This is a genomic window from Actinoplanes xinjiangensis (genome assembly GCF_003148685.1).
Taxonomy (GTDB): domain Bacteria; phylum Actinomycetota; class Actinomycetes; order Mycobacteriales; family Micromonosporaceae; genus Actinoplanes; species Actinoplanes xinjiangensis.
The window spans coordinates 208,074-233,615 of the sequence record NZ_QGGR01000014.1 but is presented as its reverse complement, the minus strand read 5'-3'; the positions used below and the strand labels follow the sequence as shown (position 1 = coordinate 233,615).

Sequence of the window (25,542 nt, the reverse complement as noted above, 5' to 3'; positions counted from 1 at the left end):
CCGCGGGCGCGACCGCCGGGGCGTAGCCGTTGGTCACCGCCCGGCCGGTCCCGGTCGCGGGCGCGACCGCCGGGGCGTAGCCGTTGGTCACCGTCCGGCTGGTCCCCACCGCTGTCTCGAGCGTCCTGAGACAGCGGTGGGGACCAGCCAGGCTCAGCGCCGGGCGACGTAGACCCAGGCCGTGTCGCCGGAGGTGAGCGGCGCCGTGACCCGCTGATAGTCGTCGACCTCGTAGCCGTCGGCCAGCAGCAGCTCCGCCTCCGTCACGTCGAGCGCCGACCCCTCGACCGTCTCGGCGGCGTCATCGGTGCGCACCAGGATCGGGTGGTAGGCCTCCCCACTGACGGCGAGCACCTCCGGATCGGTGATCTCCAGCCGCTCGACCCGGAACCCGACGATCCGGTCGCCCCGTCCGCTCAACTCGCGCCCGAAAACGCTCGTCTGCACGGCCGGATCACGCAGGGTCCCGTAGGAGAACAGCAGCGGCATGCCCGCGATCGTATCCGGACCGCCCGGCCGTCCCTCGGCATGATCCGCTCGCGCCACCAGGCCGGCCCGGACCGCCCGCGGACCGTGGTCCCGGCCGCCCGGCGGTGGCCCCGCGACCCCGCCGCCGGGCGGCCACGGGCGGTCGGGGCGTCGATCCGTCCAGCGGGAACGCGGGAGTGCCAGGTGGCGAAATGCAGTTCTCGCCCCGGTCCGTAGCGGGCTGGCGCATGCTGGAACGACGGACCTTCTCCACGGAGCTGACATGGCCGTATTGCTGATCGCTGAGGACGACGAGGACATCGCCCTGGTACTGGTCAGGGTGTTCAAGCGAACCGGAATGACCGTGCTGCGGGCATCGGACGGAAGGGAAGCGTTCGAGGCGATTCTGGAGCATCGGCCGGACCTCGTGCTCACCGATCTCGGCATGCCGGTGATGGACGGCTGGGAGCTGATCGAGGCGATCCGTGGACATCCGGACGACGACATCCGGCTCATCCCGGTCGCCGTTCTCAGCGGTCATCTGCGGCCCGGTGATCCGCGGGCCGGATCGGCGCAGGTCTGCGCCATCATGCTCAAGCCCTGCCCGAACGAGCAGCTGCTCGCGACCATGGAGGAACTGGTCGCCATCGGACCCCACGGCCACGATGCGGCGGACAATCGGTGTCCAGCGGACATAACCGTCTCAGTATGAAGAATAAGGAAGTGGGTAAGGCCGTGAACAGCCCGTGACCGCGGGCCTCGGTGAGCAGAATCGGGCGGGTCATGGTGGTGCTGGACGAGGCCGCGGCCGCTCTGGACAACGGCGCCTTCCTCGGTGCCCTGCTACAGAGCATGGACGCCGGTGTGCTCGCCTGCGACGGTGACGGACGGGTGGTCTTCGCCAACCGGGCGATGCGCGAGATCACCGGCATCGGCCCCGACGGCCCGCTGCCACCCGGCTTCGAGGACCTGGCGTTCCAGCACCTCACCACCCCCGACCAGCGGGCGATGACCCGTGCGGAGAACCCGCTGCTGCGTGCCCTGCACGGCGAGCATGTCATCTCCGAGGACGTCCTGGTCAGCCGGCCCGGGCACCGGGTGCGGATCTTCGACACGAGCGCGCAGCCCATCCCCGGACCGGGCGGGGTGCCGCTCGGTGCGGTCGCCGTCGCCCACGAGGTCACCGCGCTGCGCCGGGTCGAGCGGTTCCGCAACTGCCACATCGCCGTCGAGCACGTGCTGAAACAGGCGTCCACCGCGGCCGAGGCGGCGCCGCACCTGCTGCGCGCGGTCACCGCCACGCTCGGCTGGCCGTGCGCGGAACTGTTCCTCATCGACGACACGACCGGGCGGCTCCAGTCGGTCGGGCACTGGGACGCTGCGGGCCTCGACCCGGAGGGCTTCTTCCGGCACAGCCCGCAGTGGGGGCAGGGCATCACCGGCCGGGTCTGGGAGAGCGGCCGGCCGATCTGGGTGCCGGACATCGCGCTCAGCTCCGACCTGCGGACCGCCCACGAGCGCGAGCGGGTGCAGATCTGCCTGCGCCGCGGCGTCCGGACCGCGCTGGCCGTCCCGGTCCGGGACGGCGGCAGCCTGCTCGGCGTGCTGACCTGCTACGCCGGCACCCAGGAGTACGAGCCGGACCTGCTCACCGTGCTGCTCGACGGGGTGGCCGCGCAGATCGGCATCTTCGTCGCCCAGCGCCGCGCCGAAGGGCTGTCGCGCCAGTTGGCCCGCGCACAGGCCGATTTCGTGGATCTGGTCGCGCACGAGTTACGTACCCCGCTGACCTCGATCACCGCGAACGCCACCCTGCTCGCCGAGGAGACCGCCGCCCTCGACCCGGAGATCCGGGGGATGAGCCGGGTGATCGCCCGTAACGCCGAGGCGCTCCAGCGGATCGCCGACACCCTGCTCGATCTGGCCGGCCTGGACTCCGGGCACCTGGGCCTGAACATCCACGACGTCGACCTGGCCTCGCTGGTCGCCGACGCGGTGACCTGCCTGCGGCACAGCGGCGGCCGGCTCACCCTGGTCACCGAGGTGCCGGCCGTGCTGCGCCTGCCCGGCGACCGGATCCGGCTGCGGCAGGTGGTCGACGACGTGCTGTCCAACGCGGTGCGCTACAGCCCGCCGGGCGCGCCCATCCACGTGCGGTTACGCGCGATCGGCACGATGGCCGAGCTGTGCATCGCCGACAGCGGTATCGGCACGCCGGAGGGCGAGCACGCCCGGGTCTTCGAGCGTTTCTTCCGCGGCAGCAACGTCCGTCACCAGGGCAGCAGCGGCAGCGGGCTGGGCTTGAGCCTGGCCCGCGCCATCGTGCTGCTGCACGGCGGGACGATCCGGCTGTCCGACAACCGGCCGTCCGGCACGGTCGTCTGCATCCGTCTCCCGCTGGCCGGCCCACCGGCCTGAGACGCCGTGCGCGGGCAGCCGGCGGCCGGAAATGCCGGTGTGCGGGCAGCCGGCGGCCGGAGATGCCGGTGGGCTGGCAGCCGGCGGCGGGAGATGACGGCCCGGAGGTTCAGGCGGCGCGGCGGCGTTCGAGCGCGTCCAGCAGGGCGGTGGCCCGCAGGCCGGCGTTGATGCCGAGCCAGCGAGCGGGTTCCGGCTCCCAGCGGCGCGAGCGGTGCCCGACCCACGGCAGGCGGGTCAGGTCGCTGTCCACCCCGAGGATCAGATCCGCGAGGGTACGCCCGGCGAGATTGGCCGCCGCGACACCGTCGCCCACGTAGCCCCCGGCCCAGGCGATCCCGTCCCGCAGGCCGACCGACGGCATCCAGTCCCGCGGGATGCCGAGCGGCCCGCCCCAGCGGTGGGCGATCAGCGGGTCGATCCCGAACAGCTCGGTGATCGTCGCCCGCAGTGCCTCGAACACCTCCGGGACCAGGTCGTACTCGGGGCGGATCTTCGACCCGAAGTGGTACGGCGCACCGCGCCCACCGAACGCCAGCCGGTCGTCGGCGGTCCGCTGTCCGTAGATGACCAGCCGCCGCTCGTCGGTGAACGTCTCCCGCCGGGCCAGGCCCACGCGCTGCCAGAACTCCTCCGGCAGGGGCTCGGTGACGATCATCAGGGAGTAGACCGGCGCGATGTCGCGGCGGTGCCCGGCCAGACCGGCGGTGTAACCCTCCAGTGCCCGCACGATCGTGGGCGCGTGGACCGTACCCCGAAGGGTCTTGATCTGCCCGGTTCTGATCTGCTCGGCGCGGGTGCTCTCGTGGATGGTGACGCCGAGGCGCTCGACGGTGGCGGCGAGTCCGCGGACCAGTTTGGCCGGGTGCAGGGCGGCGCAGTGCTCGCTGTAGATCCCGCCGAGCACGTCGGTGGCGTGGCACATGGCCGTCGCCGTCGCCGCGTCGACGAAGCCCGGGTCACGCTGGGCGCGGCGCAGCTGGGCCGGGCTGCGGACCAGGGAGAGCGTGCCGCCCTTGGCGTAGTCGCAGTCGATGCCCTCGGCCGCGGCGACCCGGCCGATCTCGTCGACGGTGTCGCCGAGCGCCCGGTGCATGGCGGCCGCGGCGTCCGGCCCGAACCGGCGCGCCAGTTTCGCCTCGGGCACCGGGAAGAGCCCGGACGCCCAGCCGCCGTTGCGGCCGGACGCGCCGAAACCGCAGAACTCCGCGTCCAGGATCACGACCCGCTTCGACGGATCGGCCCTGGCCAGGTAATACGCGGTCCACAGCCCCGTGTACCCGCCGCCGGCGATGGCCACGTCGGCGGCGAGGTCACCGGCGAGCGGCGGGCGTCTCTCGATCGGGCCCAGACTGCTCAGCCAGAAGGAGGGGCTGTTCATGAGAGTTACCGTGTTCCCCAGGCGTAGGTCTGTTTGGCGAGCCGCAGATACATGAAGGTGTCGGCCTCGGTGACACCGTCGATGGTGCGCACCTTCTCGTTGAGGATGTCGAGCAGGTGCTCGTCGTCGGTGCAGACCAGCTCGACCAGCAGGTCGTACCGCCCGGCGCAGATCACCACGTAGTCGACCTCGGGCACCTCGGCGATCTGATCGGCGATGGTCCGCAGGTTGCCGTTGACCCGCAGGCCGACCATCGCCTGCCGGGCGAAGCCGAGGGTCAGCGGGTCGGTGACCGCCACGATCTGCATCAGCCCGTTGTCCAGGAGCCGCTGCACGCGCTGGCGCACCGCCGCCTCGGAGAGACCGATCGTCTTGGCCAGCGTGGCGTACGACATGCGTCCGTCACGCTGTAGATGCTCGATGATCAGTTTGTTCGTATCGTCCAGCGTCACGTCCGTCACGCCGCGATTCTTCCCTGGAACGCTTGACGTCAGCAAAGGGGTCGCCCGTCAGGTGAGCAGAGCGCGGCGAAGGATGTCGAGACCGCGGTGGAGATCGGGGTCGGAGATGACCAGCGGTGGCAGGAACCGCAGCACGTTGCCGTAGGTGCCGCAGGTCAGCGTCAGCAGGCCGGCCTCGTGGCAGGCCTTCGACACCGCCGCGGTACGCGTGGGGTCCGGCTCGTTGTCCGCCAGCACCAGCTCGATCGCGATCATCGCCCCGCGGCCGCGCACCTCGGCGATCCCGGGGTCGGCGGCGGCCATCTCCGACAGGGCGGGTCTGAGCACCGACTCGATCCGCCGTGCCGCGGCGTTCAGGTCCAGTTCCCGCATCGTCTCGATGGCGGCGAGCGCGGCCGCGCAGGCCACCGGGTTGCCGCCGTACGTGCCGCCGAGCCCGCCGGCGTGCACCGCGTCCATCAGGTCGGCCCGGCCGACCACACCGGCGATCGGCAGTCCACCGCCCATGCCCTTGGCCGTGGTGATCAGATCGGGCTCCAGGCCCTCGTCCTCGGAGGCGAACCACCGACCGGTACGGGCGAACCCGGTCTGGATCTCGTCGGCGATGAACACCGCCCCGTTCGCCTTCGCCCACGCCGCGATCGCCGGCAGGAAGCCCGGCGCCGGCACCACGAACCCGCCCTCACCCTGGATCGGCTCGATCAGCACGGCGGCCACGTTCGACCCGCCGACCTGCTTCTCGATCACGTCGACCGCCCGGCGCGCCGCCTCGGCACCGTCCAGGCCGCCGTCGCGCAGCGGGTACGACATCGGCGCCCGGTAGACCTCCGGGGCGAACGGGCCGAACCGGTGCTTGTACGGCATGTTCTTCGCGGTCAGCGCCATCGTCAGGTTGGTCCGGCCGTGGTAGGCGTGGTCGAACACGATGACGGCCGGTCGCCCCGTTGCGTGCCGGGCGATCTTGACGGCGTTCTCCACCGCCTCGGCGCCCGAGTTGAACAGCGCGGCCCGCTTCTCGAAGGTGCCGGGCGTCAGGTCGATCAACTGTTCGCAGACCGCCACGTACGACTCGTAGGGCGCCACCATGAAACAGGTGTGGGTGAACCGCTCGACCTGCGCACGGACCGCCTCGACCACGCGCGGGGCGGCGTTGCCGACGTTGGTGACGGCGATCCCGGAGGCGAAGTCGATCCACTCCCGGCCGTCGACGTCGGTGAGCGTGCCGCCCCCGGCATGGTCGACATAGGCGCTCACCACGGAGCCGACACCCTTGGCGACGACCGCCAGCCGTCGTTTGTGCAGCTCTTCGGAGGTGCTCATCACGCCCCCACGTGGTGCATGACGTGCTTGATGCGGGTGTAGTCCTCGAACCCGTACACCGACAGGTCCTTGCCGTGCCCGGAGTGCTTGAAGCCGCCGTGCGGCATCTCGGCGACCAGCGGGATGTGGCAGTTGACCCAGACGCAGCCGAAGTCGAGACGCTGTGTCATCCGCATCGCCCGGCCGTGGTCCTTCGTCCACACGCTGGAGGCCAGCGCGTACTCGACACCGTTGGCGTGGGCGACCGCCTCGTCCTCGTCGGTGAACTTCTGCACGGTGATGACCGGGCCGAACACCTCGTTCTGGATGATCTCGTCGTCCTGGCGCAGCCCGGAGACGACCGTGGGGGAGTAGAAGAAACCGCGGTCGCCCACCTGGGAGCCGCCGGCCTGGAGCACCGCGTGGTCCGGCAGCCGGTCGATGAACCCGGCCACCCGCGCCAGTTGGCCGGCGTTGTTGACCGGGCCGTAGAGCACGTCCTTCTGGTCCGGGGCGCCCGTTTTGATCTCCCGGGCCTGCGCGGCGAGAGCCGCCACGAAGTCGTCGTAGACGCCGGCCGACGCCAGCACCCGGGTGGCGGCGGTGCAGTCCTGCCCGGCGTTGAAGTAGCCGGCCTCGGCGATGGCCGCGGCGGCCGCCTCGACGTCGGCGTCGTCGAAGACCACGACCGGTGCCTTGCCGCCCAGCTCCAGGTGGGTGCGCTTGAGGTCGGCGGCGGCCGACCCGGCCACCTCCATGCCGGCCCGGACCGAACCGGTGATCGACACCATCTGCGGGGTCCGGTGGCCGACCAGGGCGCGGCCGGTGTCGCGGTCGCCGAGGACCACGTTGAACAGCCCGGCCGGCAGGAACTCGGCGGCGATCTCGGCGAGCAGCACGCTGGTGACCGGGGTGGTGTCGGACGGTTTGAGCACCACGGCGTTGCCCGCGGCCAGCGCCGGCGCGATCTTCCACATCGCCATCAGCAGCGGATAGTTCCACGGCGTCACCTGGGCGCAGACCCCGATCGGCTCGCGGCGCACGTAGCTCTCGAACCCGTTCATGTACTGCCCGGCGGAGCGGCCCTCCAGCACCCGGGCGGCACCGGCGAAGAAGCGCAGGTGGTCGATGGCCGGCGGCAGCTCCTCGCTGGCGGTCAGGCCGAGCGGCTTGCCGGTGTTCTTCGACTCGGCGGCGACCAGCTCGTCGGCGCGGGCCTCGATGGCGTCGGCGAACTTGAGCAGGGCGCGCTGCCGTTCGCCGGGGGTGGTGTCGCGCCACTGCGCGAACGCGCCGGAGGCGGCTGTCATGGCCCGGTCCACGTCCTCGGATCCGGAGACCGGGGCGGAGGCGAACACCTCACCGGTGGACGGGTCGATGAGATCGGAGTACCGCCCCTCCACGGGTGCGACCGCTTCGCCCCCGATGAGGTTGTGCAGTACCGTCTTCGCGGTCATCCGGCGCCTCCAGCTGTGGTATCAGCGAATTCGGCCCCATCTTTTCTGCTGAATCCGTTGCGAACAAGAGGTCACAGCAATATTTCCGTAGGAACTGGGGCCCGGAAACGAACCCGCCATCGAACGGTGACACACCGGCCGTCATCCGTGGCGGCGAACGGCGAGAACCGCGACGTCGTCGGTGTGTGGCGCATCGGCCGCGTCCGACATGACGGTAGCGCAGACCACCTCCGGCGCGTCGGCCCGAACGGTGGCGACCAGCCGGTCCAGCCCGGTGTCGATCATCTCGCCGCGCCGTTCCACCAGACCGTCGGTGTAGCAGAACAGCAGCGTGCCCGGCGCCAGCGGCACCGCGGTGCTGCGCCGGGACCGGTCCGGATGGACCACCCCGAGCGGCGGGTCGACCGGCACCCCGGCCAGGGCGGCCGTCCCGTCCGGGCCGGCCAGCACCGGGCGCAGGTGGCCGGCCGTCGAGATCACCGCCCGGTCCCGGTCGGGGCTGATCATCGCGTAGAGGGCGGTGGTGAGGCTGCCCGCCTCGAAGTGCTGCACCTTGCGGTCCAGCAGGGTCAGCGCCTGCGCCGGATCGTCGCAGATCAGCGCGTACGCCCGGAGCGCGCTACGGATCCGGCCCATCACCACGGCCGACGCCAGGCCGTGCCCGGAGACGTCGCCGATCACCACGCCCAGCCAGCCGGACGGCAGGACGAACACGTCATACCAGTCGCCGCCGATGCCGGTGGCGTGCCCCGGAACGTAACGCGCGGCCAGGTCGACCCCCGGGACCGACGGCAGCCGGGCCGGCAGCAGGCTGCGCTGCAGGGCCAGCGCGGCGGACTGGTCGAGTTCGCCGACCGGATCCGCCCGGCCACCGCGGCCCGGTCGGCGACCAGCTCGAGCAGTTTCACGTCGTCGTCGGCGAACTCCCGGCGGCGGAGCGTGCCGACGTGCAGTACGCCGACCAGATCCCGGCCGGCCACGATCGGCACGCCCAGCAGCGAGCGGATGCCCTTCGCCACCAGGAGCGGGTTGACCACGTCGGCCGGGGTGACGTCGGTGAGCCGGACCGCGGCGCGGACCGCCGCGACCCGGCCGGCGAACCCGCGCCCCACCGCCACCCGGAACCCGGCCCGCACCTCCTCCTCCAGGCCCTTGGCCGCGGTCGCGACGAGGTGCTGGGAGTGCGCGTCGAGCAGCAGGATCGCCGCGGTGTCGACGCCCAGCAGGTCGCGCACCCGGTCCAGCAGCTCGTCGAGGAGATCGGAGGCGTCCAGCCGGGACAGCGTCGCATCGGTGACCGCTTCGAGCCGGCGTAGCCGCTCGTCGTCGTTGATGCGTCGGGGCACGGGTTCAGCCTAGTGTTCCGGTCGCACCTCCACCGGCGTGGTGATGACCCGTCCGGGGCCCGCCGGACGGATCGACCCGGTCAGCTCGACGGTCGCTGCACAGGGCAGGTCACCGGCCGACGTGCCGGCGAGAACCCGCAGCTCACCGGGCTCGACGATACGTTTCAAATCCCGGCCGGTGAAAGCCGTGCGGTCGGTGTGCACGTGGAAGACGACCTCCGCCGAAGCGCCGGCGGCCAGCTCCACCCGCTGGAAACCGGTGAGCTGAACCATCGGACGGGTGACCTGGGCGACCGGGTCGGAGAGGTACAACTGCACCACCTCGGTGCCGTCCCGCTCGCCGGTGTTGCGGACCCGTACGGTCGCGGTGAACTCGCCGTCGGTCGGCACCCGGCTCGCCGACAGGCGCAGGTCGCCCACCTCGAACGTGGTGTACGACCGGCCGTGCCCGAACGCGAACAGCGGCGCCGGGTCCAGATTGCTGGTACCGGTGTGCTCCGCACCGAGCCGCGGCTGCAGGTAGGTGCCGGGCTGGCCGCCCGGCGTCCGCGGGATCTGCACCGGCAGCTTGCCGCTGGGCTGCACCCGGCCGGACAGCACCCCGGCGATCGCCGGGCCGCCCTCCTCGCCCGGCATGAACGCCTGCACCAGGGCGGCGGCGCGGCCGGCCACGTCACCGAGCGCGTACGGCCGGCCGGAGACCACGACCACCACCACCGGGGTGCCGGTCGCCAGCAGTTCCTCCAGCAGGTCCGCCTGCACTCCGGGCAGCCGCAGGTCGGCGGCGTCGCAGCCCTCGCCCGAGGTGCCCTTGCCGAACAGGCCGGCCAGGTCGCCGACGAACGCCAGGCACACGTCGGCGTCCCGGGCGGCGGCCACCGCCTCGGCGAACCCGGAGCGGTCGTCGCCGTCGACGGCGCAACCGGGGGCGTACGTGATGGCGGCGCCGCCGAACTCGGCCCGCAGCGACTCGGCCGCGGTCGGCAGCTCGATCTCCGGTTCGACGCCCGGATAGCGGGGAAGCACGTGGTTGGGGAACGCGTAGCAGCCCAGGAAGGTGCGGGCGTCGTCGGCGCAGGGGCCGACCACCGCCATCCGCCCGGTACCCGGCAGTGGCAGCACGTCACCGGGGTCGAGCAGCACGATGGAGCGTTCCGCCACCTCGCGGGCCAGCTCCCGGTTGGCCGGCGAGTCCAGCACCACCGCGGCGGACGTGGCCACCGAGGACTCCGGGGTCCACTCGGGATCGAGCAGGCCCAGTTCCGCCTTCTGGGTCAGCACCCGGCGGGCGGCGCGTTCCACGTACGACTCGTCGACCTCACCGGAGCGGACCCGGGCGACCAGTTCGGAGCCGTACCCGATGGTGTCGGGCAGCTCCACGTCGATGCCGGCTTCCAGCGCGCGGGCACCGGCGCCGCCGTCGTCGGCGGCGATGCCGTGCATGCTCGCCAGGAACGGCACCGCCCAGTAGTCCGAGACGACCGTGCCGGTGAAGCCCCACTCGCCGCGCAGCAGGTCGGTGAGCAACCAGCCGTCGGCGCCGGCCGGCACCCCGTCGAGGTCGGAGTAGGAGTTCATCACCGATCCGGCGCCGGAGCGGACGGCGGCCTCGAACGGTGGCAGGATCATGTCGAGCAGCTCGCGACGGCCCATCGGTACCGGGCCGTGGTTGCGGGCGCCCCGAGAGGCGGAGTATCCGGCGAAGTGCTTGAGCGTGGCCAGAACCCCCGAGCCCTGCAGACCGCGGACGTACGCCGAGCCGACCGTCGCGACCAGGTAGGGATCCTCGCCGATGGACTCCTCCACCCGGCCCCACCGGTAGTCGCGGACCACGTCGAGCACCGGGGCCAGCGCCTGGTGCACGCCGAGCGCCGCCATGTCCCGGCCGATCGCGGCGGCCATCCGCTCGATCAGCTCCGGGTCGAAGGTGGCGCCCCAGGCGATCGCGGCCGGATAGACCGAGGCGCCGTGCATGGTGAACCCGGTGAGGCACTCCTCGTGCACCATCGCGGGGATGCCGAGCCGGGACGAGGCCATCACGATCCGCTGCTGGCGTACCAGCTCGGCGGTGCCCTCACCGACCGTGATCGGGTAGCTGCCGTAGACCCGGGTGAGCTGGCCGAGACCGTGCCGGCTGGCGTCCTCCAGAGCCGGCCCTTCGCTGAACTCGCTCTCCATCGGGGCGACCGAGTGCTCCGCCTCCGGCTCGGGCCCGGCCGGGCCGGTGGCGCCCTTGTCCTTGCCGATCCACCGGCTGCCGAGCTGGGCCACCTTCTCCTCGAGCGTCATCGCGGCGAGCAGAGCCTCGACGCGCTCGGGAACCGGCAGCGCCGGATCTTGCCAGGGATGTGTTGTCAACGAAACCTCCGAAACTTTCGGTGCCGTCTAGCGGCGGGCCGGTGGGCCGCGGCGGACGGTGACGCGCCCACCGGCGTTGGTAACTCTCGCGCTCCGGGCACGGTTAGGGCAAGAGTCTTGACACTCGTCACGGCGAAACCCTACGTTAACGAAACCTCGCGTTAATTTGCAGCTGTCACTCGAAACTTTCGGCAGCGATTCCGCTCCTTACAGCTTTGAACAACGGAGATAAGCGTGAAGCGCAGGAATTTCTTGACCCTCACGGCCGGAGCCGCCGCCGGCGCCGCCCTCAGCGCCTGTGGCACCTCCGGCCCGGCCGGCGGAGGCGGCGCGGCGAAGGCGGGGGAGGCGTCCTACTGGTTCCTCAGCGGCCCGCCCGGGGAGAAGCCCCGTACCGGCGCGGTCGAGCGGTTCAACCAGGCGAACCCCAACGGCAAGATCAAGGTCACCACGTTCCAGAACGACGTGTACAAGGACAAGCTGAAGGCCGCGATGGGCGCCGGCCAGGGCCCCTCGGTCATCTGGGGCTGGGGCGGCGGTGGCCTGAAGACCTACGTGGAGGCGGGCCAGGTCGAGGACCTCACCGACTGGTTCGGCCAGAACGCCGCGGTCAAGGACCGGCTCTTCCCGGCCTCGTTCGGCCCGGCCACGGTCAACGGCAAGATCTACGCGATGCCGGCCGAGACGGTCCAGCCGCTCGTGCTGTTCTACAACAAGGAGGTCTTCCAGAACGCCGGCCTCCAGCCGCCGCAGTCGTGGGCCGACATCATGGCCCTGGTGCCGCAGTTCAACGCCAAGGGCATCGCGCCGTTCTCGCTCGGCGGGCAGTCCCGGTGGACCAACATGATGTGGCTGGAGCTGCTCTTCGACCGCATCGGTGGCATCGAGGTGTTCAACGACATCTACGAGGGCAAGCCGAACGCCTGGAACAACCCGGCCGCTCTGGACGCCCTGACCAAGACCCAGGAACTGGTCAAGGCGAACGGCTTCGTCAAGGGCTTCTCCTCGATCACCGCCGACTCCAACGCCGACCAGGCACTGCTCTTCAAGGGCCGGGCCGCCATGATGCTGCACGGCAGCTGGTCCTACGGCATCATCCAGGCCCAGGGCGGCAGCTTCATCAAGGACGGCAAGCTCGGCTACATGAACTTCCCGCCGGTGGAGGGTGGCAAGGGCAACCCCGAGGACACGTACGGCAACGCCGGTCAGTTCCTCTCGATCTCCTCGAAGGCCTCCGCCGAGCAGAAGGACATCGCCAAGAAGTTCTTCGCCAGCATGCTCGACGACACCGAGCAGCAGGACTGGATCGGCACCGGCGGCGTGCCGATCGTCAAGGGCGCCGACGCCAAGCTCGCGGCCTCGCCGGACGCCGACTTCCTGAAGTTCGTCTACGGCGTGGCCAGCGGCGCGAAGAACTTCGGCCAGTCGTGGGACCAGGCGCTGAGCCCGACGGCGGCGGAGGCTCTGCTGAGCAACATCGCGAAGCTGTTCACCGAGGACGTCTCGCCCCAGCAGTTCGCCGACAACATGAACGCGGTCATCGGGAAATGACCATTGCTCCGCCTGTGGTGCGGACCGCTCCTCTCAGCGCTCGCAGCGCTGCGGGGAGCGGCTCCGTCTCCTGGATGGCCTGGCCGGCCCTGATCGCCTTCACGCTGTTCGGGCTGATCCCGCTGGTCGGCGTCCTGGTGCTCAGCTTCAGTTCGTGGAGCGGCCAGACCACCGACATCCCGTTCTCCGGCCTGGACAGCTGGCGCTCGGTGCTGGCCGATCCGCAGCTGCCGCACGCGCTCGGGGTCACCTTCCTGATCATGGCGCTCTCCTGGGTGGTGCAGACGCCGCTCTCCATCCTGATCGGGGTGTTCCTCGCCGCGCAGCACCGCTACCGCGGCGTGCTGGCCGTGCTCTATTTCATCCCGCTGCTGCTCAGCCAGGCCGCCATCTCGATCACCTACAAGGCGCTGCTCGACCCGAACTTCGGGCTCGGCGCCGGGCTGGGCTTCGAGTTCCTGCAGCAGGACTGGCTGGGCGACAGCACCCTGGCCGTCGGCGTCGTGGTGTTCGTGGTGTCCTGGCAGTTCATCCCGTTCCACTCGCTGATCTACCAGGGCGGGGTCCGGCAGATCCCGGCGTCGATGTACGAGGCGGCCCAGATCGACGGCGCCGGCCGGGTGCGCCAGTTCTTCAGCATCACGCTGCCGCAGCTCAAGTACACGATCATCACCTCGTCGACGCTGATGGTGGTCGGATCGCTGACCTTCTTCGACCTGATCTGGGTGCTCACCGCCGGCGGTCCCGGCGACGCCACCCGCGCTCTGGCCGTCGACATGTACACGCGTGGATTCAAGGCCAACCTGATGGGCCCGGCCAGCGTGATCGCTGTCATCCTGGTGCTGTGCGGCCTCGTGCTGGCGCTGGCTCTGCGCCGGCTCGGCGGGCGTGACCAGGCCGACAGCCAGCTGGAAGGAGCCTGACATGGCGACGATGCTCGACAGCCGTACGCCGCCGAAGGCCGCGGCGCAGCCGCCGGTCAAGCGCCGGCGCCGGTCCAGTCCGGTGCACTGGAACTTCGCCGGAGGGCTGGCCGGCTGGATCTGGCTGGCCATCGTGGTGATGCCCATCTACTGGATCGTGATCACCAGCCTCAAGCTGCAGAACGACTACTACGACACCAACCCGCTTGCGCCGCCGGCGGACCCGACGCTGGAGAACTACCGGTTCGTCCTGGAGAGCGACTTCGTCCAGTACTTCATCAACAGCGTCATCGTCACGGTCGGCGCGGTCGGCCCGGCGGTGCTCGTGTCGTTCATGGCGGCGTACGCGATCATCCGCGGCGGTGCCGGCAGCCGGTTCCTGCGGGCGGTCAACGGCCTGTTCCTGATGGGCCTGGCGATCCCGCTGCAGGCGGTCATCATCCCGATCTACCTGATCATCATCAGGATCCAGATGTACGACACCCTCGGCGCGATCATCCTGCCCTCGCTGGCGTTCGCCATCCCGCTGAGTGTGCTGGTCCTGGGCAACTTCATCCGCGACGTGCCGAAGGAGCTCTTCGAGTCGATGCGGATGGACGGGGCCACCGAGTGGGGCACCCTGTGGCGGCTCGCCTTCCCGCTGACCCGGCCGGCCCTGGTGACGGTCACCATCTACCAGGGACTGACCGTGTGGAACGGGTTCGTCCTCCCGCTGATCCTGACCCAGAGCCCCGAGCAGCGGACCCTGCCGCTCGCGCTCTGGGAGTTCCAGGGCCAGTACAGCGTCAACATCCCCGCCGTGCTGGCCTCGGTGGTGCTGACGACGCTACCGATCCTCACCCTCTACGTGATCGGGCGCCGTCAGCTACTCAGTGGACTGACCGCCGGATTCAGCAAATGATCTGGTGCTCTCCCGCACCATGAGCTTGGTGGCCAGCTCCACCCGGGGGGTCTCGATGGCCTCGCCGCGCGACAGCCGCAACACGGTCCGCGCGGCGAGCCCGCCCATCTCGGCCAGCGGCTGGCGGATCGTGGTCAGCGGCGGCGACGACCACCGTGACTCGGGCAGGTCGTCGAAGCCGACCACGCTCACCTGATCCGGCACCCGTAGGCCCCGCCGCCGGGCCGCCTCGCACACCCCGAGCGCCATCAGGTCGCTGGACGCGAAGATCGCCGTCGGGCGCTCCGGCAGGTTGAGCAGCCGGTTGCCGGCCAGGAACCCCGCCTCGTTGCCGAAGTCGCCGGTGGTGATCAGCTCCTCGTCGACCCGGACCCCGGCCGCCTCCATCGCCGCCCGGTAACCGTCCAGCCGGGCGCGGCTGCACAGCAGATTGCTGGGGCCGGCCACGAAACCGATCCGCCGGTGCCCCAGCGACAGCAGATGGTCCGTGGCGGTCCGCCCACCGGACCAGTTCGTCGCCCCGATCGTCGGCACGTCCGACGCCACCCCGCCGGCCGGATCGATGATCACCACCGGCACCTTGAGACGGTGCAGCTCGCTGTGCACCGGCTCCGCCACGTCGGAGGTCACGAAGATGACCCCGTCGGAGGCACGGGCCCGCAGGTTCTGCAGCCACTGCCGGGTCGCGGTGCTGCGCCGGTGCACCTGGGACACCACCGTCCCGACGCCGGCGGCGTGCGTCACGTCCTCGACGCCGCGCACCAACTCCAGCGCCCACGGGCTGTCCAGGTCGTTGAAGACGAGGTCGACGAGCCGGGCTCGTCCGGAATGCCGAGAGTTGCGAGGACGGTAGTCGTGCTCGCGCAGCAACCGCTCGATCAGCTCGCGGGTGCCCGGCGAGACATCGGATCGACCATTGAGCACCCGAGACACCGTGGGCACCGAAACCCCCGCCGCTTCCGCGATAGCGGCGATCGTCACTCTTCCCCTGCCAGAGGCCACGGGGCTGCTCCTTACCGCGGGCCCATCTCGGCTGGAACTTTCGGAACCCGGCACCGGAATTCTGCCATGCCCCGCCCGAACGAGAAATGCCTGGTAGGACTGGGAGCGGTCCCAGTCCTAGGCGTGTCGGCAAATCGGTCAGGCGAACTGCGGAACGACCTCCTCGGCGAAACGCAGCAGCGGCTCGTGGTCGTAGGCGACCCGCGGGATGTAGACGATGACGTAGTCGGCGCCGGCCTCGGCGAGCTGCTCCACCTTGGCGATGTGCTGGGCGCTGGAGTGGCTCGGGTCGAGGTGGTAGCTGGTCGACTTCCTGATCCGGTCGTAGTCGCGTTCGAGCCGGTCACAGTGGGCGCGCAGGACGGCCGCCTTCTGCCGGACGATCTCCGGGTCGCCGTTGCCGAAGTTGGCGCCGTCGGCATACTTGGCGACCAGCTTGAGGGTCACCTTCTCGCCGCCACCGCCCAGCCAGAACGACGGGTGCGGCTTGCGGACCCCCTTCGGCTCGTTGATCGGCTGGTCGATGCGGTAATGCTTACCGGTGAAGACCGGCCGCTCCTCGGTCCACATCCGGTGCACGATCTCGACGGCCTCACGGAACGCGGCCATCCGCTCCGGGACCTCCGACCACTCGTAGCCGTACGCCTTCCACTCGTGCTCATACCACCCGGCGCCGAGCCCCGCGTAGAGCCGGCCGTGGCTGGCCACGTCCACCGTCGACGCGATCTTGGCGTAGAGCGCCGGGTGCCGGTAGCCGTTGCAGCCGACCATCTGCCCGATGTTGACCCGGCTGGTGTCCCGGGCCAGCGTCGAGCTGACCGTCCAGGCCTCGAACGTCGTGTTGATCGTGGGCTCGGGCACGGTGTGGAAGTGGTCGTAGACCCAGATGCTGTCCCAGGGGCCGGCGTCGGCCACCTTCGCCACCGCGGTCATCGCCTCGTACTGCTCGACCGGGTCGGCGATCTCGACCAGGTCCATCCGCCACCCCTGTGGCACGAAAACCCCGAAACCAATGCTCATGAGATCAACCTACCCACCGTACGGGGCGTCACCCCGGAGGCGACGCGAGGAAGTTTTCCGAGTGGTCCAGTAGGGGGGGGCCGGCGCCCCGCCCGCAGTCGCGTCCACCCGCCGTGGTGGCTCAAAAAAATCATGGCGGAAGGGCTGGCACTCCGCGTCGAACAGTGCTAAAAAATGTCTTGTCGGTGCTGGTCAGAGAGATTCCACCGACCTCGGCGAGAGTTGTCAGCCGAGCGCCACGCGCCGTCGGACGGTCCGGCGGCTGTTTCAAGGAGGCTGATCGTGGTGCTGACTTTCGATCCTTTCCGCGAGTTCGACCGCCTGGCCGACCGGATGCTGGGGGTCCCCACCGCCACCGCCGGCGCCGCCGCCGTGGCGATGCCGATGGACCTGTACCGCTCCGGTGACCACTTCGTGCTGCACTGCGACCTGGCCGGGATCGACCCGGGCTCGGTCAGTGTGGACGTCGACGGGCGCATGCTCACCATCCGGGCCGAGCGCTCCGCCCGTACCGACGCCGACGTGCAGTGGCTGCGCCGCGAACGGGTGACCGGCACGTTCGAGCGGCGACTGACCCTCGGCGACGGCCTCGACCTGGCCCGCGTCGACGCGACCTGGCAGGACGGCGTCCTCACCGTGACCATTCCGATCGCCGAAGCCGCCAAGCCGCGCCGCATCGCGATCAACACAGGTCAGGCCCCGGCGATCGCCGCGTCCGAACAGCCCACCACCATCGAGGGCGACAGCACGGCGACGAAGTCCCTCGCCGGCTGAACGCCGTTCAAGCCCGATATCCCTCACCCGGCCGGGCCGGCGGTGCGCCGGCCCGGCTTCTCAGCGCCCGACGGACGGCCGCAAAGTCGGCCGGACTTTCTCAGCGCTCGGCGGACCGCCGCAAAGTCGGCCGGACTTCTCAGGGCTCGACGGACGGCCGCAAATTCGGCCGGATGAGCCGTTGCCGCAGGCCCGGGTGGTGGGAGAGGGTTGCGGCTCCCCGTCAGTCACACCCTGGGAGCCCGTCTTGCCCCGCTCGTATCTCCAGGTGGCGGCCGTCGCCACGTTCGTCTTCATCGGCGCCGCCCTGATGGTCCTTAACGTTTCGCCGGCCCTGACTCCCGGCACCGTGACGTCGTCCGTGCTGGCCCTGGCCTGGCTCACGGCCTGCTGTAGCGTCGCCGGCCTCGCGCTCGCCTCGATCCGCCGCTGACCCGCCTGGTCAGCATGAAAACCGGCTGGCTCCCACCGCTGTCTCAGCGCCGCTGAGACAGCGGTGAGGACCAGCCGACGCTTCGCGGGCCGCCAGGCCCGCGGGTCCTGGCCCGCCTGCGGTGACCCAGGCTGCGGTCCAGGCCGGCCCGCGGTGACCCTGGGCCGCGGTCGGGGCCGCCTGCGGTGACCCAGGCCTGCGACCCAGCCGGCCCGCGGTGAGCCGGGGCCGGCTGGACGGGACGGTCAGGAGCCGGCGGAGGCGGCGGCCGGCTTCAGCAGCGGGATCCGCTCCCAGACGCGGTGCTTGCCCAGTGCGGCGGCCAGCGTTTCGGCGTCCGGGTCGCGCAGAATGCCCGGGGCCTTCACATCGATGCCGGCCGCGGCCAGCGTCCGCTCGCCGTCGCCCTGGACACCGATCGCCTTGGCATGCCGGTACGCCTCCTGCAGCAGCACCGTGACCTGCGGGTTGTCGGTCGCCATGGCCACCACGACGGCGTCGAACTCGACGGACCGGGCGGTCTGGAACGTCCGTTCCACACCTTCACCGCCGACGGGCGCGATCACCCGTACCACCACGCCCTGGGTTTTGAGGGTCGCCTGAAGGGCGGCGGTGGCGGCGTCGGGCGTGCCGATGACGCCGACCACCCGCCCGGCGATCGGCCAGGTCCGGTCGGTGATCTGGGCGAGCGCCGGCGACGGCGTCACCGCGACCGGCGGCTTGCCCTCCGGCGCCGGGAGGCCGAGCCCGGCGGCGACCTTGGCGGTCAGCCCGGCGTCGACGTTGGCCAGGACCGACAGCATGCGTACGCGGATCGCCTGCTCATAACACTTGCTCAGCTCGAACGTGAACGCCTCGACCATGTGGTCCTGCTCGATCGGGCTGAGGCTGTGGTAGAAGAGCGCGGCCTGGCTGTAGTGGTCGGCGAACGACACCGGGTTGGCGCGTACCTTGTCGCCGAGGACCGGCTTGGGCACGTGCACGTAGCCGCCGTTCTCCGGCCCGGCCGGCACCGGCCCGCCGAAGCTGAGGCTGTTCGGCAGGTAGGGGGCGATGCCCCGGTGCACGACGCTCTGGTGCATGCCGTCCCGGAAGTTGTCGTTGACCGGCGCGTGCGGCCGGTTGATCGGCAGCTGCGTGAAGTTGGGACCGCCGAGCCGGCTGAGCTGGGTGTCCAGGTAGGAGAAGAGCCGGCCCTGCAACAGCGGGTCGTTGGTGACGTCGATGCCGGGCACCACGTTTCCCATGTGGAACGCGATCTGCTCGGTCTCGGCGTGGAAGTTGTCCGGGTTCCGGTTGAGCACCAGCTTGCCGATCGGCTGCACCGGCGCCAGTTCCTCCGGCACGATCTTCGTCGGGTCGAGCAGGTCGATGCCCTCGAACGTCTCGTCGGGGTTGTCCGGCATCACCTGGATACCCAGCTCGTACTCGTAGAACAACCCGGCGTCGATCGAGTCGGCCAGGTCGCGGCGGTGGAAGTCGGGGTCGACGCCGGCGGTCAGCTGGGTCTCCTCCCACGCCTGCGAGTGCACGCCCGCGACCGGCTTCCAGTGGAACTTCACCAGGGCCGTCTCGTTGTCGGCGTTGACCAGCCGGAACGTGTGGACGCCGAAACCCTCCATCGTCCGGTACGAGCGCGGGATGCCCCGGTCGGACATGGCCCAGAACACGTGGTGGGTGGCCTCGGTGTGCAGCGACACGAAGTCCCAGAAGGTGTCGTGCGCGGTCTGTGCCTGCGGGATCTCCCGGTCCGGGTGCCACTTGGCGGCGTGGATCAGGTCGGGGAACTTGATCGCGTCCTGGATGAAGAAGACCGGCATGTTGTTGCCGACCAGGTCGAAGTTGCCCTCGGCGGTGTAGAACTTGGTGGCGAACCCGCGCACGTCACGCACGGTGTCGGCGGACCCGCGCGACCCGAGCACCGTGGAGAACCGCACGAAGACCTGCGTCTCGCGGCCCTTCTCGGCGAGGAAACCGGCCTTGGTGACGGACGCCGCGTTCCCGTACGCGGTGAACGTGCCGTAGGCGCCGGACCCGCGGGCGTGGACCACCCGTTCCGGGATCCGCTCGTGGTCGAAGTGGGTGATCTTCTCGCGCAGGTGGAAGTCCTCCAGCAGCGACGGGCCACGCGGTCCCGCCTTGAGGGAGTGGTCGGTGTCCGGCAGCCGGACACCCTGACCGGAGGTGAGGTAGTCGCCGGTCTGCAGACCGCGCTCGGTGGCGAGCGACGTCTCCAGCGGCGTGGACTCCTCCGGGTCGAGGTGGGCCGGGCTGGGAACGGTGGGCTCCATGTGGGGTTTCCGTTTCTGTGCGAACCTCCGGTGACGAGGGCTTTGCATACCCAGGCATTCCGCATCAGAACGTGGGTAGCCGGTACGGTTCCGTTCATGCCCCGACCACAGCTGCTGTCGGCCCATGCGGGCCACTGGACGGGAGCCGGCACCGGCGTCACGGTGATCCTGCCGCCGCCCGGCACGGTCGGCTCCGGCGAGGTCCGCGGCGGTGCCCCGGCCACCCGCGAGTTCGCCCTGCTGGAGCCGGGCCGCATGGTCGAACGGGTGGACGCCGTGGTGCTCTCCGGCGGGTCGGCGTTCGGCCTGGCCGCCGCGGACGGCGTGATGGGCCTGCTGCGCGAGCGCGGCCAGGGTTTCCCGACACCGTTCGGGCCGGTCCCGATCGTCGTCGGCATGTCGATCTTCGACGAGTCGGTCGCGACAGACCCGCCGGGTCCGGGCGCCGGCCGCGACGCCGCGCTCGCGGCTCTCACCGGACAACCCTTCCGCAGCGGTACGACCGGAGCCGGCGCCGGGGCCAGGACGGGCCGATGGCGCCCGGAGCCGGCACCGGGCGGGCTGGGCGTGGCCACCGGCCGGGCCGGGCCGGCCACGATCGCGGCGGTGGTCGTGGTCAACGCGTGGGGCGACGTGCTCGACGAGGCGGGCCGGCCGGTGTTCGGCGGCCCGCCGGTCACCGACCCGGCCGTGCGGTCCGGTCTCCAGAACACCACGATCGCCGTGCTGCTGACCGACGCGGGACTGAGCAAACTGGACTGTCACCTGCTCGCCCAGAGCGGCCACACCGGGTTCGCCCGGGCCCTGCACCCGGCGCACTCCCGTTACGACGGTGACGCCGTGGTCGCGCTGGCCACCGGCGAGGTCGACGGCGCCGACCTGGACCTGCTGCGCGCGGCCGCCACCGAGGTGACGGCGGCCGCCATCCGCAGCGCGGTCATCCGGCCTTCGTGACCGCCACCTGCAACTCGGTCACCCAGTCGTCGCGGTTCTCCGGGCACTCCAGGTTGATCTCCCGGGCGTAGCCGAGCGCCCGGTACCCGTTGGCGTCGATCCACGCGGCCAGCGCCTGCTCGGTCGGCACCACGGTGTCCATCGAACCGTGGTGCACGATCGTCGCGGCCTCGGCGATCACCGGCAGGTCCCGTACCTCGAAGTCGCCCGCACCCGGACCGGCGGCGACCTGGATCGCGGCATGAACGGTGATCCGGCCGTCGCCCGCGTCCTCGTAATAGGCGACGCCCGGCCCGGTGGGCCGCACCCCGGCGGTCTCCAGCCGCCGGAACAGCTCGCCGTAGAGCGGATTGATCACCGGGCTGATCTGTTCCGGCGCATAGCCGTCGGCGACCGCGGTCAGCTCCGCGACCCGGACCGCCGGAACCTGCTTGATCACTATGTCGTTGCCGGGCATGTGACCCTCCCTCTCGATGGCCATCAGACGTGCCTCGACCTGGACCAGCCGCGCGGCCGACGCGGCCACGGTGGCCTCCAGCTCGGCCCGGCGCAGCCGCAGCATGCCCCGCAGCTCGTCGGTGCTCAGCGTGCCGTCGATGATCTCGTGCACCTGATGCAGGGTGAACCCGAGATCCTTGAGCGCGATGATCCGGTTGAGCCGGGCCAGTTGCCCGGCCGTGTAGTGCCGGTAGCCGGTGAACGGGTCGACGTGGGCCGGCCGCAGCAACCCGGTGGCGTCGTAGTGGCGCAGCATCCGGATCGACACGCGACCGTGCCGGGCGAAGTCTCCGATGGTGAACATGACGGCTCCGAGTTCACAGCCTGACACGGTGTGAGAGTCAAGATCTGGTAAGTCTGGGGGATGTTGGTTGACTACGCCGCCCCGGTCGCGGCCTCACCGTCCGAGATCGAGACGGCTGCGGTCTCCGCCGAGCAGGTCGGTTACGACGGCTTCAACGCGGCGGAGACCAGGCACGACGTGTTCACCACGCTCACGCTGGTGGCGCGGGCGACCGGCACCCTGTCGCTGCAGTCGGCGATCGCGGTGGCGTTCGCCCGCAACCCGATGAACGTCGCGGTCCTCGCCAACGACCTTCAACTGATCTCCGAGGGCCGGTTCCGGCTGGGTCTGGGCTCGCAGGTCAAACCGCACATCGAGCGGCGGTTCGCGATGCCGTGGAGCCGGCCGGCCGCGCGGATGGAGGAGTTCGTGGCCGCGCTGCGGGCCATCTGGCACTCCTGGGCGTCCGGCGAGCGGCTGGCGTTCCGCGGCTCCTTCTACCAGCACACCCTGATGACACCGTTCTTCGATCCGGGGCCCAACCCGTTCGGCAACCCGAGGGTGCAGCTGGCCGCGGTGGGGGAGCGGATGGTCGCGGTCGCCGGGCGGGTCGCCGACGGCCTGCTGGTGCACCCGCTGACCACCGCCGATTATCTGTCGCAGCGGTTGATCCCGGCGGTCCGCGAGGCGCGCGGTGGCTCCCTCGACGGATTCGCGATGGAGATGAGTGCGTTCGTGGTGCTCGGCGCCGACGTGGCCGACCGGGCGAAGGCGGAGCGGGCCGTCCGCGGGCAGATCGCCTTCTACGCCTCGACGCCCGCCTACCGTCCGGTGCTGGAGCTGCACGGGTGGGGCGAGCTGGCCGACCGGCTCAACGTGCTGTCGCGCCGCGGATCGTGGGACGAGATGGGCGACGCGGTCACCGACGAGGTGCTCGACGCGTTCGCGGTGGCCGGTGACCCGGCGGCGGTGGCCGCCGGGCTGCTCGACCGATTCGGTTCCGCGATTGATCGGATCTCGCTCTACACGCCGTACGAGGCCGACCGGTATCAGCTGGCGGCGGTGCGGTCCTCGATCCGGAGCTCCACCTTGTCGGGGTAGAACGCGACGTGGTCCTTGATCGCCGCGACCGCGTCGTAGGGATCCCGGTAACCCCAGACCGCGTTCTCCGCCTCCGGCAGCGACCAGTAGCTGGCGTCGCCCTTGTACGGACAGTAGGTCTGGTGATCGGTCGCCGAGATCAACGCCGGGTCGACGTCGGCGAGCGGCACGTACTGGACGGGCGGGTAGCTCGCCTCCTGGAGCGTGAGTGCGTTCCCGGTGTCGGCGACGACCCGCCCGCCGGCGGTGACCGTCACCCTTGAGCCGGTCGGGGTGATCGTGATCGGATGATCGGGGCCTGGTTGCAGACGAGGCTTGGCCATGTGAAGGAGCCTAACGTTGTCGAGTGCCGTGGAAGCGGTGTCCGCCGCCGGGATCGAGTACGACGTGATCCGGCACGGCCCGGTCGGCAGTGTGGCCGAGGCCGCCGCCGCCCAGCGGGTGGAGGTGCGTGACCTGGTGAAGACCCTGGTGGTGCGCCGCGCCGACGACGACTATCTGTTCGTGCTCGTCCCCGGCGACCGGTCGATCTCCTGGCCCCGGCTGCGTGCCCTGCTCGGGGTGAGCCGGCTGTCGATGCCGGATGCCGCGACCGCCAGGGAGGCCACCGGGTACGAACGGGGCACCATCACCCCGTTCGGGTCCCGGCGGCCGTGGCCGGTGATCGCCGACGAGAGCACCCGGGGCCGGACCATCAGCCTCGGTGCCGGCGAGCGCGGCGTCGCCCTGCGGGTCGGTGCCGACGCCGCGATCGAAGCCCTGGGCGGCTCTTTCGCGGACGTCACCGACCTCGATTCCTGAGGGCGGTCATCCGGCCTCAGTCCTTGAGTGCTGCTTCCGGCCTCAGTTCTTGAGGGCGGCCGCGACCGCGTCGGCGAGCGGGGTGGTCGGGCGGCCGATCAGGCGGGACAGGGTCCGGGTGTCGTCGTCCAGGTGGCCGTCGCGGATCTTGACGTCGGTGTCGGCGAGCAGGGCGGCGAAGCCCTCCGGGACACCGGCGCCGGTCAGGGCCGCCTGGTACTGCTCGGCCGGCAGATCGGTGTAGGCCACCGGGGCACCGGACTGCTCCGCCACCGCGGCGGCCAGCTCGGCCAGGGTGAACGGCTCGTCGCCGGCCAGCTCGTAGACGCCGGTCTCGCCGCTGAGGAGGACGACCGCGGCGGCCTCGGCGAAGTCCGGCCGGGTGGCGGCGGCGATCCGGCCCTCGCCGGCACTGCCGTACAGCGCGCCCTGGGCGATCGCCGGACCGAACGAGCCGGCGTAGTTCTCGATGTACCAGCCGTTGCGCAGGAAGGCGTACGGAATCCCGCTGCTCTTGATCAGCTCTTCGGTGGCCAGGTGCTCCGGCGCGAGGCCGATCGGGCTGGTGTCGGCGCGCAGGATGCTGGTGTAGGCCAGGAAGCCGACGCCGGCCTGCTTGGCGGCGTCGATCACCGCGGTGTGCTGGGGGATCCGCTGACCGACCGCGCTGCCGGAGATCAGCAGCAGCCGGTCGACGCCGGCGAGTGCGGTGCTCAGAGTCTCCGGGCGGTCGTAGTCGCCCTCGCGCACCTGCACGCCGAGGGCGAGCAGGCCGCCCGCCTTCGCGGTGTCCCGGACGACGGCGACGATCTCGCCGGGCGTGGCGCCGCGGGCGATCAGCGACTCCACGACGAGGCGGCCCAGCTGTCCGGTGGCTCCGGTGACGGCGATGGTCATGTCGACTCCCTGTAGAAGATCTTTCCGGCTGGTCCTCAGCGCTGTCTCCGACGCGCTGAGACAGCGCTGGGAGCCAGCCGGTCCGCTGGGGGCGGTGACCAGAACAATGGCACTAACTTTCCGAAAGTGCAAACCCCGGCGCAGTGCTGGTATCGTGCTCGGCGTGGACGACGACGAGCTGATTCCCAGCGTCTTCGCGCGGGACTGCGCCTCCCGGGGCGTGCTCGCCGACGTGACCGGCCGGTGGGGTGGCCTGGCCCTGGCCGCGCTGCACGAGGGCGCGTTCCGGTTCAACGCACTGCGCCGCCGGGTCGACGGCGTCAGCGAGAAGATGCTGGCCCAGACCCTCCAGGCACTCGAGCGCGACGGCCTCGTCCTCCGTGAGGTGCAGGCCACCATCCCGCCGCGGGTGGAGTACAGCCTGACCCCGCTCGGGGAGAAGGTCGCGGCCAAGTTCGTCGAGCTGATCGAGCTGGTCGAGGGCGAGCTGGGGCAGATCTCCGTGGCGCAGGAGGCCTACGACCGGACCCGTTGATAGGTTTTCGCGGTGACCAGCGATGCACCGATCCGCACCGACGTCCCTCCGTCCGGCACCGGCTGCGCCGAGTGTCTCGACGCCGGGGGCTGGTGGTTCCATCTGCGCCGATGTGCCGAGTGCGGCCACGTCGGCTGCTGTGACAGCTCGCCGTCGCAGCACGCCACGGCACACTGGAAGGAGACCGGGCACCCGGTCGTCCAGTCGTTCGAGCCGGGTGAGGACTGGTTCTGGAATTATCAGACCGAGCAGGGCCTGTCCGGCCCCGAACTCGCCCCGCCCAACAGCCGTCCCGCCGATCAGCCCGTTCCCGGACCGGCCGGTGCCGTCCCCTCCGACTGGACCCGCCGCCTGAACCGCTGAGCAGTGCCTTTCCTCAGGTGAGCCCTA

Annotated in this window: 26 protein-coding genes; 12 read left to right on the top strand and 14 right to left on the bottom strand. The window is 70.9% G+C overall.

The annotated features are described in order from the left end of the window. Positions 1-153 precede the first annotated feature (153 nt). Entirely contained in the window at positions 154-489 is a 336-nt protein-coding gene (locus tag BC793_RS29105) for a gamma-glutamylcyclotransferase family protein (RefSeq protein WP_109598273.1), read from the bottom strand. A gap of 262 nt (positions 490-751) precedes the next feature. On the opposite strand from BC793_RS29105, the gene BC793_RS29100 reads away from it, so the two are divergent. Continuing rightward, positions 752-1,180: a response regulator gene (locus tag BC793_RS29100; protein WP_109598271.1), complete on the top strand. Its 429-nt coding sequence runs from the start codon at positions 752-754 to the stop codon at positions 1,178-1,180. Between the two features lie 50 nt (positions 1,181-1,230). After that, the gene (locus BC793_RS29095; protein WP_239169950.1) at positions 1,231-2,886 is read left to right on the top strand and encodes a sensor histidine kinase; all 1,656 of its coding nucleotides are present in this window, start codon (positions 1,231-1,233) and stop codon (positions 2,884-2,886) included. 109 nt (positions 2,887-2,995) lie between these two features. Here the strand turns inward: BC793_RS29095 and BC793_RS29090 are convergent, their stop codons facing one another. The 7 genes from BC793_RS29090 to BC793_RS29065 all read right to left on the bottom strand — a co-directional run bounded on the left by BC793_RS29090 (position 2,996) and on the right by BC793_RS29065 (position 11,188). Beyond that, the gene (locus tag BC793_RS29090) at positions 2,996-4,267 is read right to left on the bottom strand and encodes an NAD(P)/FAD-dependent oxidoreductase (protein WP_109598267.1); all 1,272 of its coding nucleotides are present in this window, start codon (positions 4,265-4,267) and stop codon (positions 2,996-2,998) included. A gap of 5 nt (positions 4,268-4,272) precedes the next feature. Continuing rightward, complete coding sequence (locus tag BC793_RS29085; RefSeq protein ID WP_109598266.1) at positions 4,273-4,728, bottom strand: Lrp/AsnC family transcriptional regulator; 456 nt, start codon at positions 4,726-4,728, stop codon at positions 4,273-4,275. A gap of 48 nt (positions 4,729-4,776) precedes the next feature. Then, the gene (gene gabT / locus BC793_RS29080) at positions 4,777-6,048 is read right to left on the bottom strand and encodes a 4-aminobutyrate--2-oxoglutarate transaminase (protein WP_109598264.1); all 1,272 of its coding nucleotides are present in this window, start codon (positions 6,046-6,048) and stop codon (positions 4,777-4,779) included. Beyond that, entirely contained in the window at positions 6,048-7,484 is a 1,437-nt protein-coding gene (locus BC793_RS29075) for a gamma-aminobutyraldehyde dehydrogenase (RefSeq protein ID WP_109598262.1), read from the bottom strand. The genes gabT and BC793_RS29075 overlap by 1 nt, the downstream gene beginning before the upstream one ends. A 141-nt stretch (positions 7,485-7,625) precedes the next feature. Continuing rightward, a complete protein-coding gene (locus tag BC793_RS51655) occupies positions 7,626-8,198 on the bottom strand; it encodes a PP2C family protein-serine/threonine phosphatase (protein ID WP_239169949.1) in 573 nt (190 codons plus the stop codon). Beyond that, positions 8,162-8,830 carry a GAF domain-containing protein gene (locus BC793_RS51650; protein WP_239169948.1) on the bottom strand — a complete coding sequence of 223 codons (669 nt, stop codon included), beginning with the start codon at positions 8,828-8,830 and terminating at the stop codon, positions 8,162-8,164. The genes BC793_RS51655 and BC793_RS51650 overlap by 37 nt, the downstream gene beginning before the upstream one ends. Positions 8,831-8,839: 9 nt before the next feature. After that, positions 8,840-11,188, bottom strand: a complete 2,349-nt coding sequence (locus BC793_RS29065) for a glycoside hydrolase family 3 N-terminal domain-containing protein (RefSeq protein ID WP_239169947.1) — start codon at positions 11,186-11,188, stop codon at positions 8,840-8,842. Positions 11,189-11,422: 234 nt separating this feature from the next. Here BC793_RS29065 and BC793_RS29060 point away from each other — a divergent pair, with 234 nt between their 5' ends. From BC793_RS29060 to BC793_RS29050, 3 genes are all read left to right on the top strand, one after another. Beyond that, the gene (locus BC793_RS29060; protein WP_203896154.1) at positions 11,423-12,739 is read left to right on the top strand and encodes an extracellular solute-binding protein; all 1,317 of its coding nucleotides are present in this window, start codon (positions 11,423-11,425) and stop codon (positions 12,737-12,739) included. Positions 12,740-12,813: 74 nt separating this feature from the next. Next, entirely contained in the window at positions 12,814-13,662 is an 849-nt protein-coding gene (locus BC793_RS29055; protein ID WP_239169946.1) for a carbohydrate ABC transporter permease, read from the top strand. A 1-nt stretch (position 13,663) separates the two neighbouring features. Next, a complete protein-coding gene (locus BC793_RS29050; protein ID WP_109598254.1) occupies positions 13,664-14,563 on the top strand; it encodes a carbohydrate ABC transporter permease in 900 nt (299 codons plus the stop codon). On the opposite strand, the gene BC793_RS29045 is transcribed toward BC793_RS29050, so the two are convergent. Together BC793_RS29045 and BC793_RS29040 are read right to left on the bottom strand one after the other, a co-directional pair. Further along, the gene (locus BC793_RS29045) at positions 14,528-15,565 is read right to left on the bottom strand and encodes a LacI family DNA-binding transcriptional regulator (protein ID WP_109598253.1); all 1,038 of its coding nucleotides are present in this window, start codon (positions 15,563-15,565) and stop codon (positions 14,528-14,530) included. The genes BC793_RS29050 and BC793_RS29045 overlap by 36 nt on opposite strands. Before the next feature lie 138 nt (positions 15,566-15,703). Then, complete coding sequence (locus tag BC793_RS29040) at positions 15,704-16,585, bottom strand: LLM class F420-dependent oxidoreductase (RefSeq protein ID WP_109598251.1); 882 nt, start codon at positions 16,583-16,585, stop codon at positions 15,704-15,706. Positions 16,586-16,867: 282 nt separating this feature from the next. Here BC793_RS29040 and BC793_RS29035 point away from each other — a divergent pair, with 282 nt between their 5' ends. After that, positions 16,868-17,359 carry an Hsp20/alpha crystallin family protein gene (locus BC793_RS29035; protein WP_109598249.1) on the top strand — a complete coding sequence of 164 codons (492 nt, stop codon included), beginning with the start codon at positions 16,868-16,870 and terminating at the stop codon, positions 17,357-17,359. A gap of 247 nt (positions 17,360-17,606) precedes the next feature. Beyond that, positions 17,607-17,792 carry a hypothetical protein gene (locus BC793_RS49030; RefSeq protein ID WP_146246492.1) on the top strand — a complete coding sequence of 62 codons (186 nt, stop codon included), beginning with the start codon at positions 17,607-17,609 and terminating at the stop codon, positions 17,790-17,792. A gap of 245 nt (positions 17,793-18,037) precedes the next feature. Here BC793_RS49030 and BC793_RS29030 read toward each other — a convergent pair whose 3' ends face one another. Beyond that, on the bottom strand, positions 18,038-20,083 hold the full coding sequence (locus BC793_RS29030; RefSeq protein WP_109598247.1) for a catalase: 2,046 nt from the start codon (positions 20,081-20,083) through the stop codon (positions 18,038-18,040). 96 nt (positions 20,084-20,179) lie between these two features. On the opposite strand from BC793_RS29030, the gene BC793_RS29025 reads away from it, so the two are divergent. Further along, the gene (locus BC793_RS29025; RefSeq protein ID WP_109598245.1) at positions 20,180-21,037 is read left to right on the top strand and encodes a P1 family peptidase; all 858 of its coding nucleotides are present in this window, start codon (positions 20,180-20,182) and stop codon (positions 21,035-21,037) included. On the opposite strand, the gene BC793_RS29020 is transcribed toward BC793_RS29025, so the two are convergent. After that, positions 21,021-21,839, bottom strand: coding sequence for a MerR family transcriptional regulator (locus tag BC793_RS29020; protein WP_109598243.1), 819 nt, complete (start codon positions 21,837-21,839; stop codon positions 21,021-21,023). The two genes, BC793_RS29025 and BC793_RS29020, sit on opposite strands and share 17 nt — an antisense overlap. Positions 21,840-21,899: 60 nt before the next feature. Between BC793_RS29020 and BC793_RS29015 the strand changes: the two genes are divergently transcribed. After that, complete coding sequence (locus tag BC793_RS29015; protein ID WP_109598241.1) at positions 21,900-22,919, top strand: TIGR03617 family F420-dependent LLM class oxidoreductase; 1,020 nt, start codon at positions 21,900-21,902, stop codon at positions 22,917-22,919. Here the strand turns inward: BC793_RS29015 and BC793_RS29010 are convergent. Further along, positions 22,868-23,242 carry a DUF427 domain-containing protein gene (locus BC793_RS29010; protein WP_109598239.1) on the bottom strand — a complete coding sequence of 125 codons (375 nt, stop codon included), beginning with the start codon at positions 23,240-23,242 and terminating at the stop codon, positions 22,868-22,870. The genes BC793_RS29015 and BC793_RS29010 overlap by 52 nt on opposite strands. A 16-nt stretch (positions 23,243-23,258) precedes the next feature. Between BC793_RS29010 and BC793_RS29005 the strand changes: the two genes are divergently transcribed. After that, complete coding sequence (locus BC793_RS29005) at positions 23,259-23,720, top strand: aminoacyl-tRNA deacylase (protein ID WP_109598237.1); 462 nt, start codon at positions 23,259-23,261, stop codon at positions 23,718-23,720. 42 nt (positions 23,721-23,762) lie between these two features. On the opposite strand, the gene BC793_RS29000 is transcribed toward BC793_RS29005, so the two are convergent. Beyond that, positions 23,763-24,617, bottom strand: coding sequence for an SDR family oxidoreductase (locus BC793_RS29000; protein ID WP_109598235.1), 855 nt, complete (start codon positions 24,615-24,617; stop codon positions 23,763-23,765). Between the two features lie 163 nt (positions 24,618-24,780). Here BC793_RS29000 and BC793_RS28995 point away from each other — a divergent pair, with 163 nt between their 5' ends. Further along, a complete protein-coding gene (locus BC793_RS28995) occupies positions 24,781-25,152 on the top strand; it encodes a winged helix-turn-helix transcriptional regulator (RefSeq protein WP_239169945.1) in 372 nt (123 codons plus the stop codon). 12 nt (positions 25,153-25,164) lie between these two features. Then, complete coding sequence (locus BC793_RS28990) at positions 25,165-25,515, top strand: UBP-type zinc finger domain-containing protein (protein ID WP_109598231.1); 351 nt, start codon at positions 25,165-25,167, stop codon at positions 25,513-25,515. Positions 25,516-25,542 lie beyond the last annotated feature (27 nt).

Excerpts from the sequence above, each read along its gene's own strand:
- BC793_RS29020 (WP_109598243.1), bottom strand. The coding sequence starts at position 21,839 with ATGTTCACCATCGGAGACTTCGCCCGGCACGGTCGCGTGTCGATCCGG.
- BC793_RS29000 (WP_109598235.1), bottom strand. The coding sequence starts at position 24,617 with ATGACCATCGCCGTCACCGGAGCCACCGGACAGCTGGGCCGCCTCGTC.
- BC793_RS29055 (WP_239169946.1), top strand. The coding sequence starts at position 12,814 with ATGGCCTGGCCGGCCCTGATCGCCTTCACGCTGTTCGGGCTGATCCCG.
- BC793_RS29025 (WP_109598245.1), top strand. The coding sequence starts at position 20,180 with ATGCCCCGACCACAGCTGCTGTCGGCCCATGCGGGCCACTGGACGGGA.
- BC793_RS29090 (WP_109598267.1), bottom strand. The coding sequence starts at position 4,267 with ATGAACAGCCCCTCCTTCTGGCTGAGCAGTCTGGGCCCGATCGAGAGA.
- BC793_RS29015 (WP_109598241.1), top strand. The coding sequence starts at position 21,900 with ATGTTGGTTGACTACGCCGCCCCGGTCGCGGCCTCACCGTCCGAGATC.
- BC793_RS29100 (WP_109598271.1), top strand. The coding sequence starts at position 752 with ATGGCCGTATTGCTGATCGCTGAGGACGACGAGGACATCGCCCTGGTA.
- BC793_RS29010 (WP_109598239.1), bottom strand. The coding sequence starts at position 23,242 with ATGGCCAAGCCTCGTCTGCAACCAGGCCCCGATCATCCGATCACGATC.
- BC793_RS29050 (WP_109598254.1), top strand. The coding sequence starts at position 13,664 with ATGGCGACGATGCTCGACAGCCGTACGCCGCCGAAGGCCGCGGCGCAG.
- BC793_RS29030 (WP_109598247.1), bottom strand. The coding sequence starts at position 20,083 with ATGGAGCCCACCGTTCCCAGCCCGGCCCACCTCGACCCGGAGGAGTCC.
- BC793_RS29075 (WP_109598262.1), bottom strand. The coding sequence starts at position 7,484 with ATGACCGCGAAGACGGTACTGCACAACCTCATCGGGGGCGAAGCGGTC.
- BC793_RS29105 (WP_109598273.1), bottom strand. The coding sequence starts at position 489 with ATGCCGCTGCTGTTCTCCTACGGGACCCTGCGTGATCCGGCCGTGCAG.
- gabT (WP_109598264.1), bottom strand. The coding sequence starts at position 6,048 with ATGAGCACCTCCGAAGAGCTGCACAAACGACGGCTGGCGGTCGTCGCC.
- BC793_RS29040 (WP_109598251.1), bottom strand. The coding sequence starts at position 16,585 with ATGAGCATTGGTTTCGGGGTTTTCGTGCCACAGGGGTGGCGGATGGAC.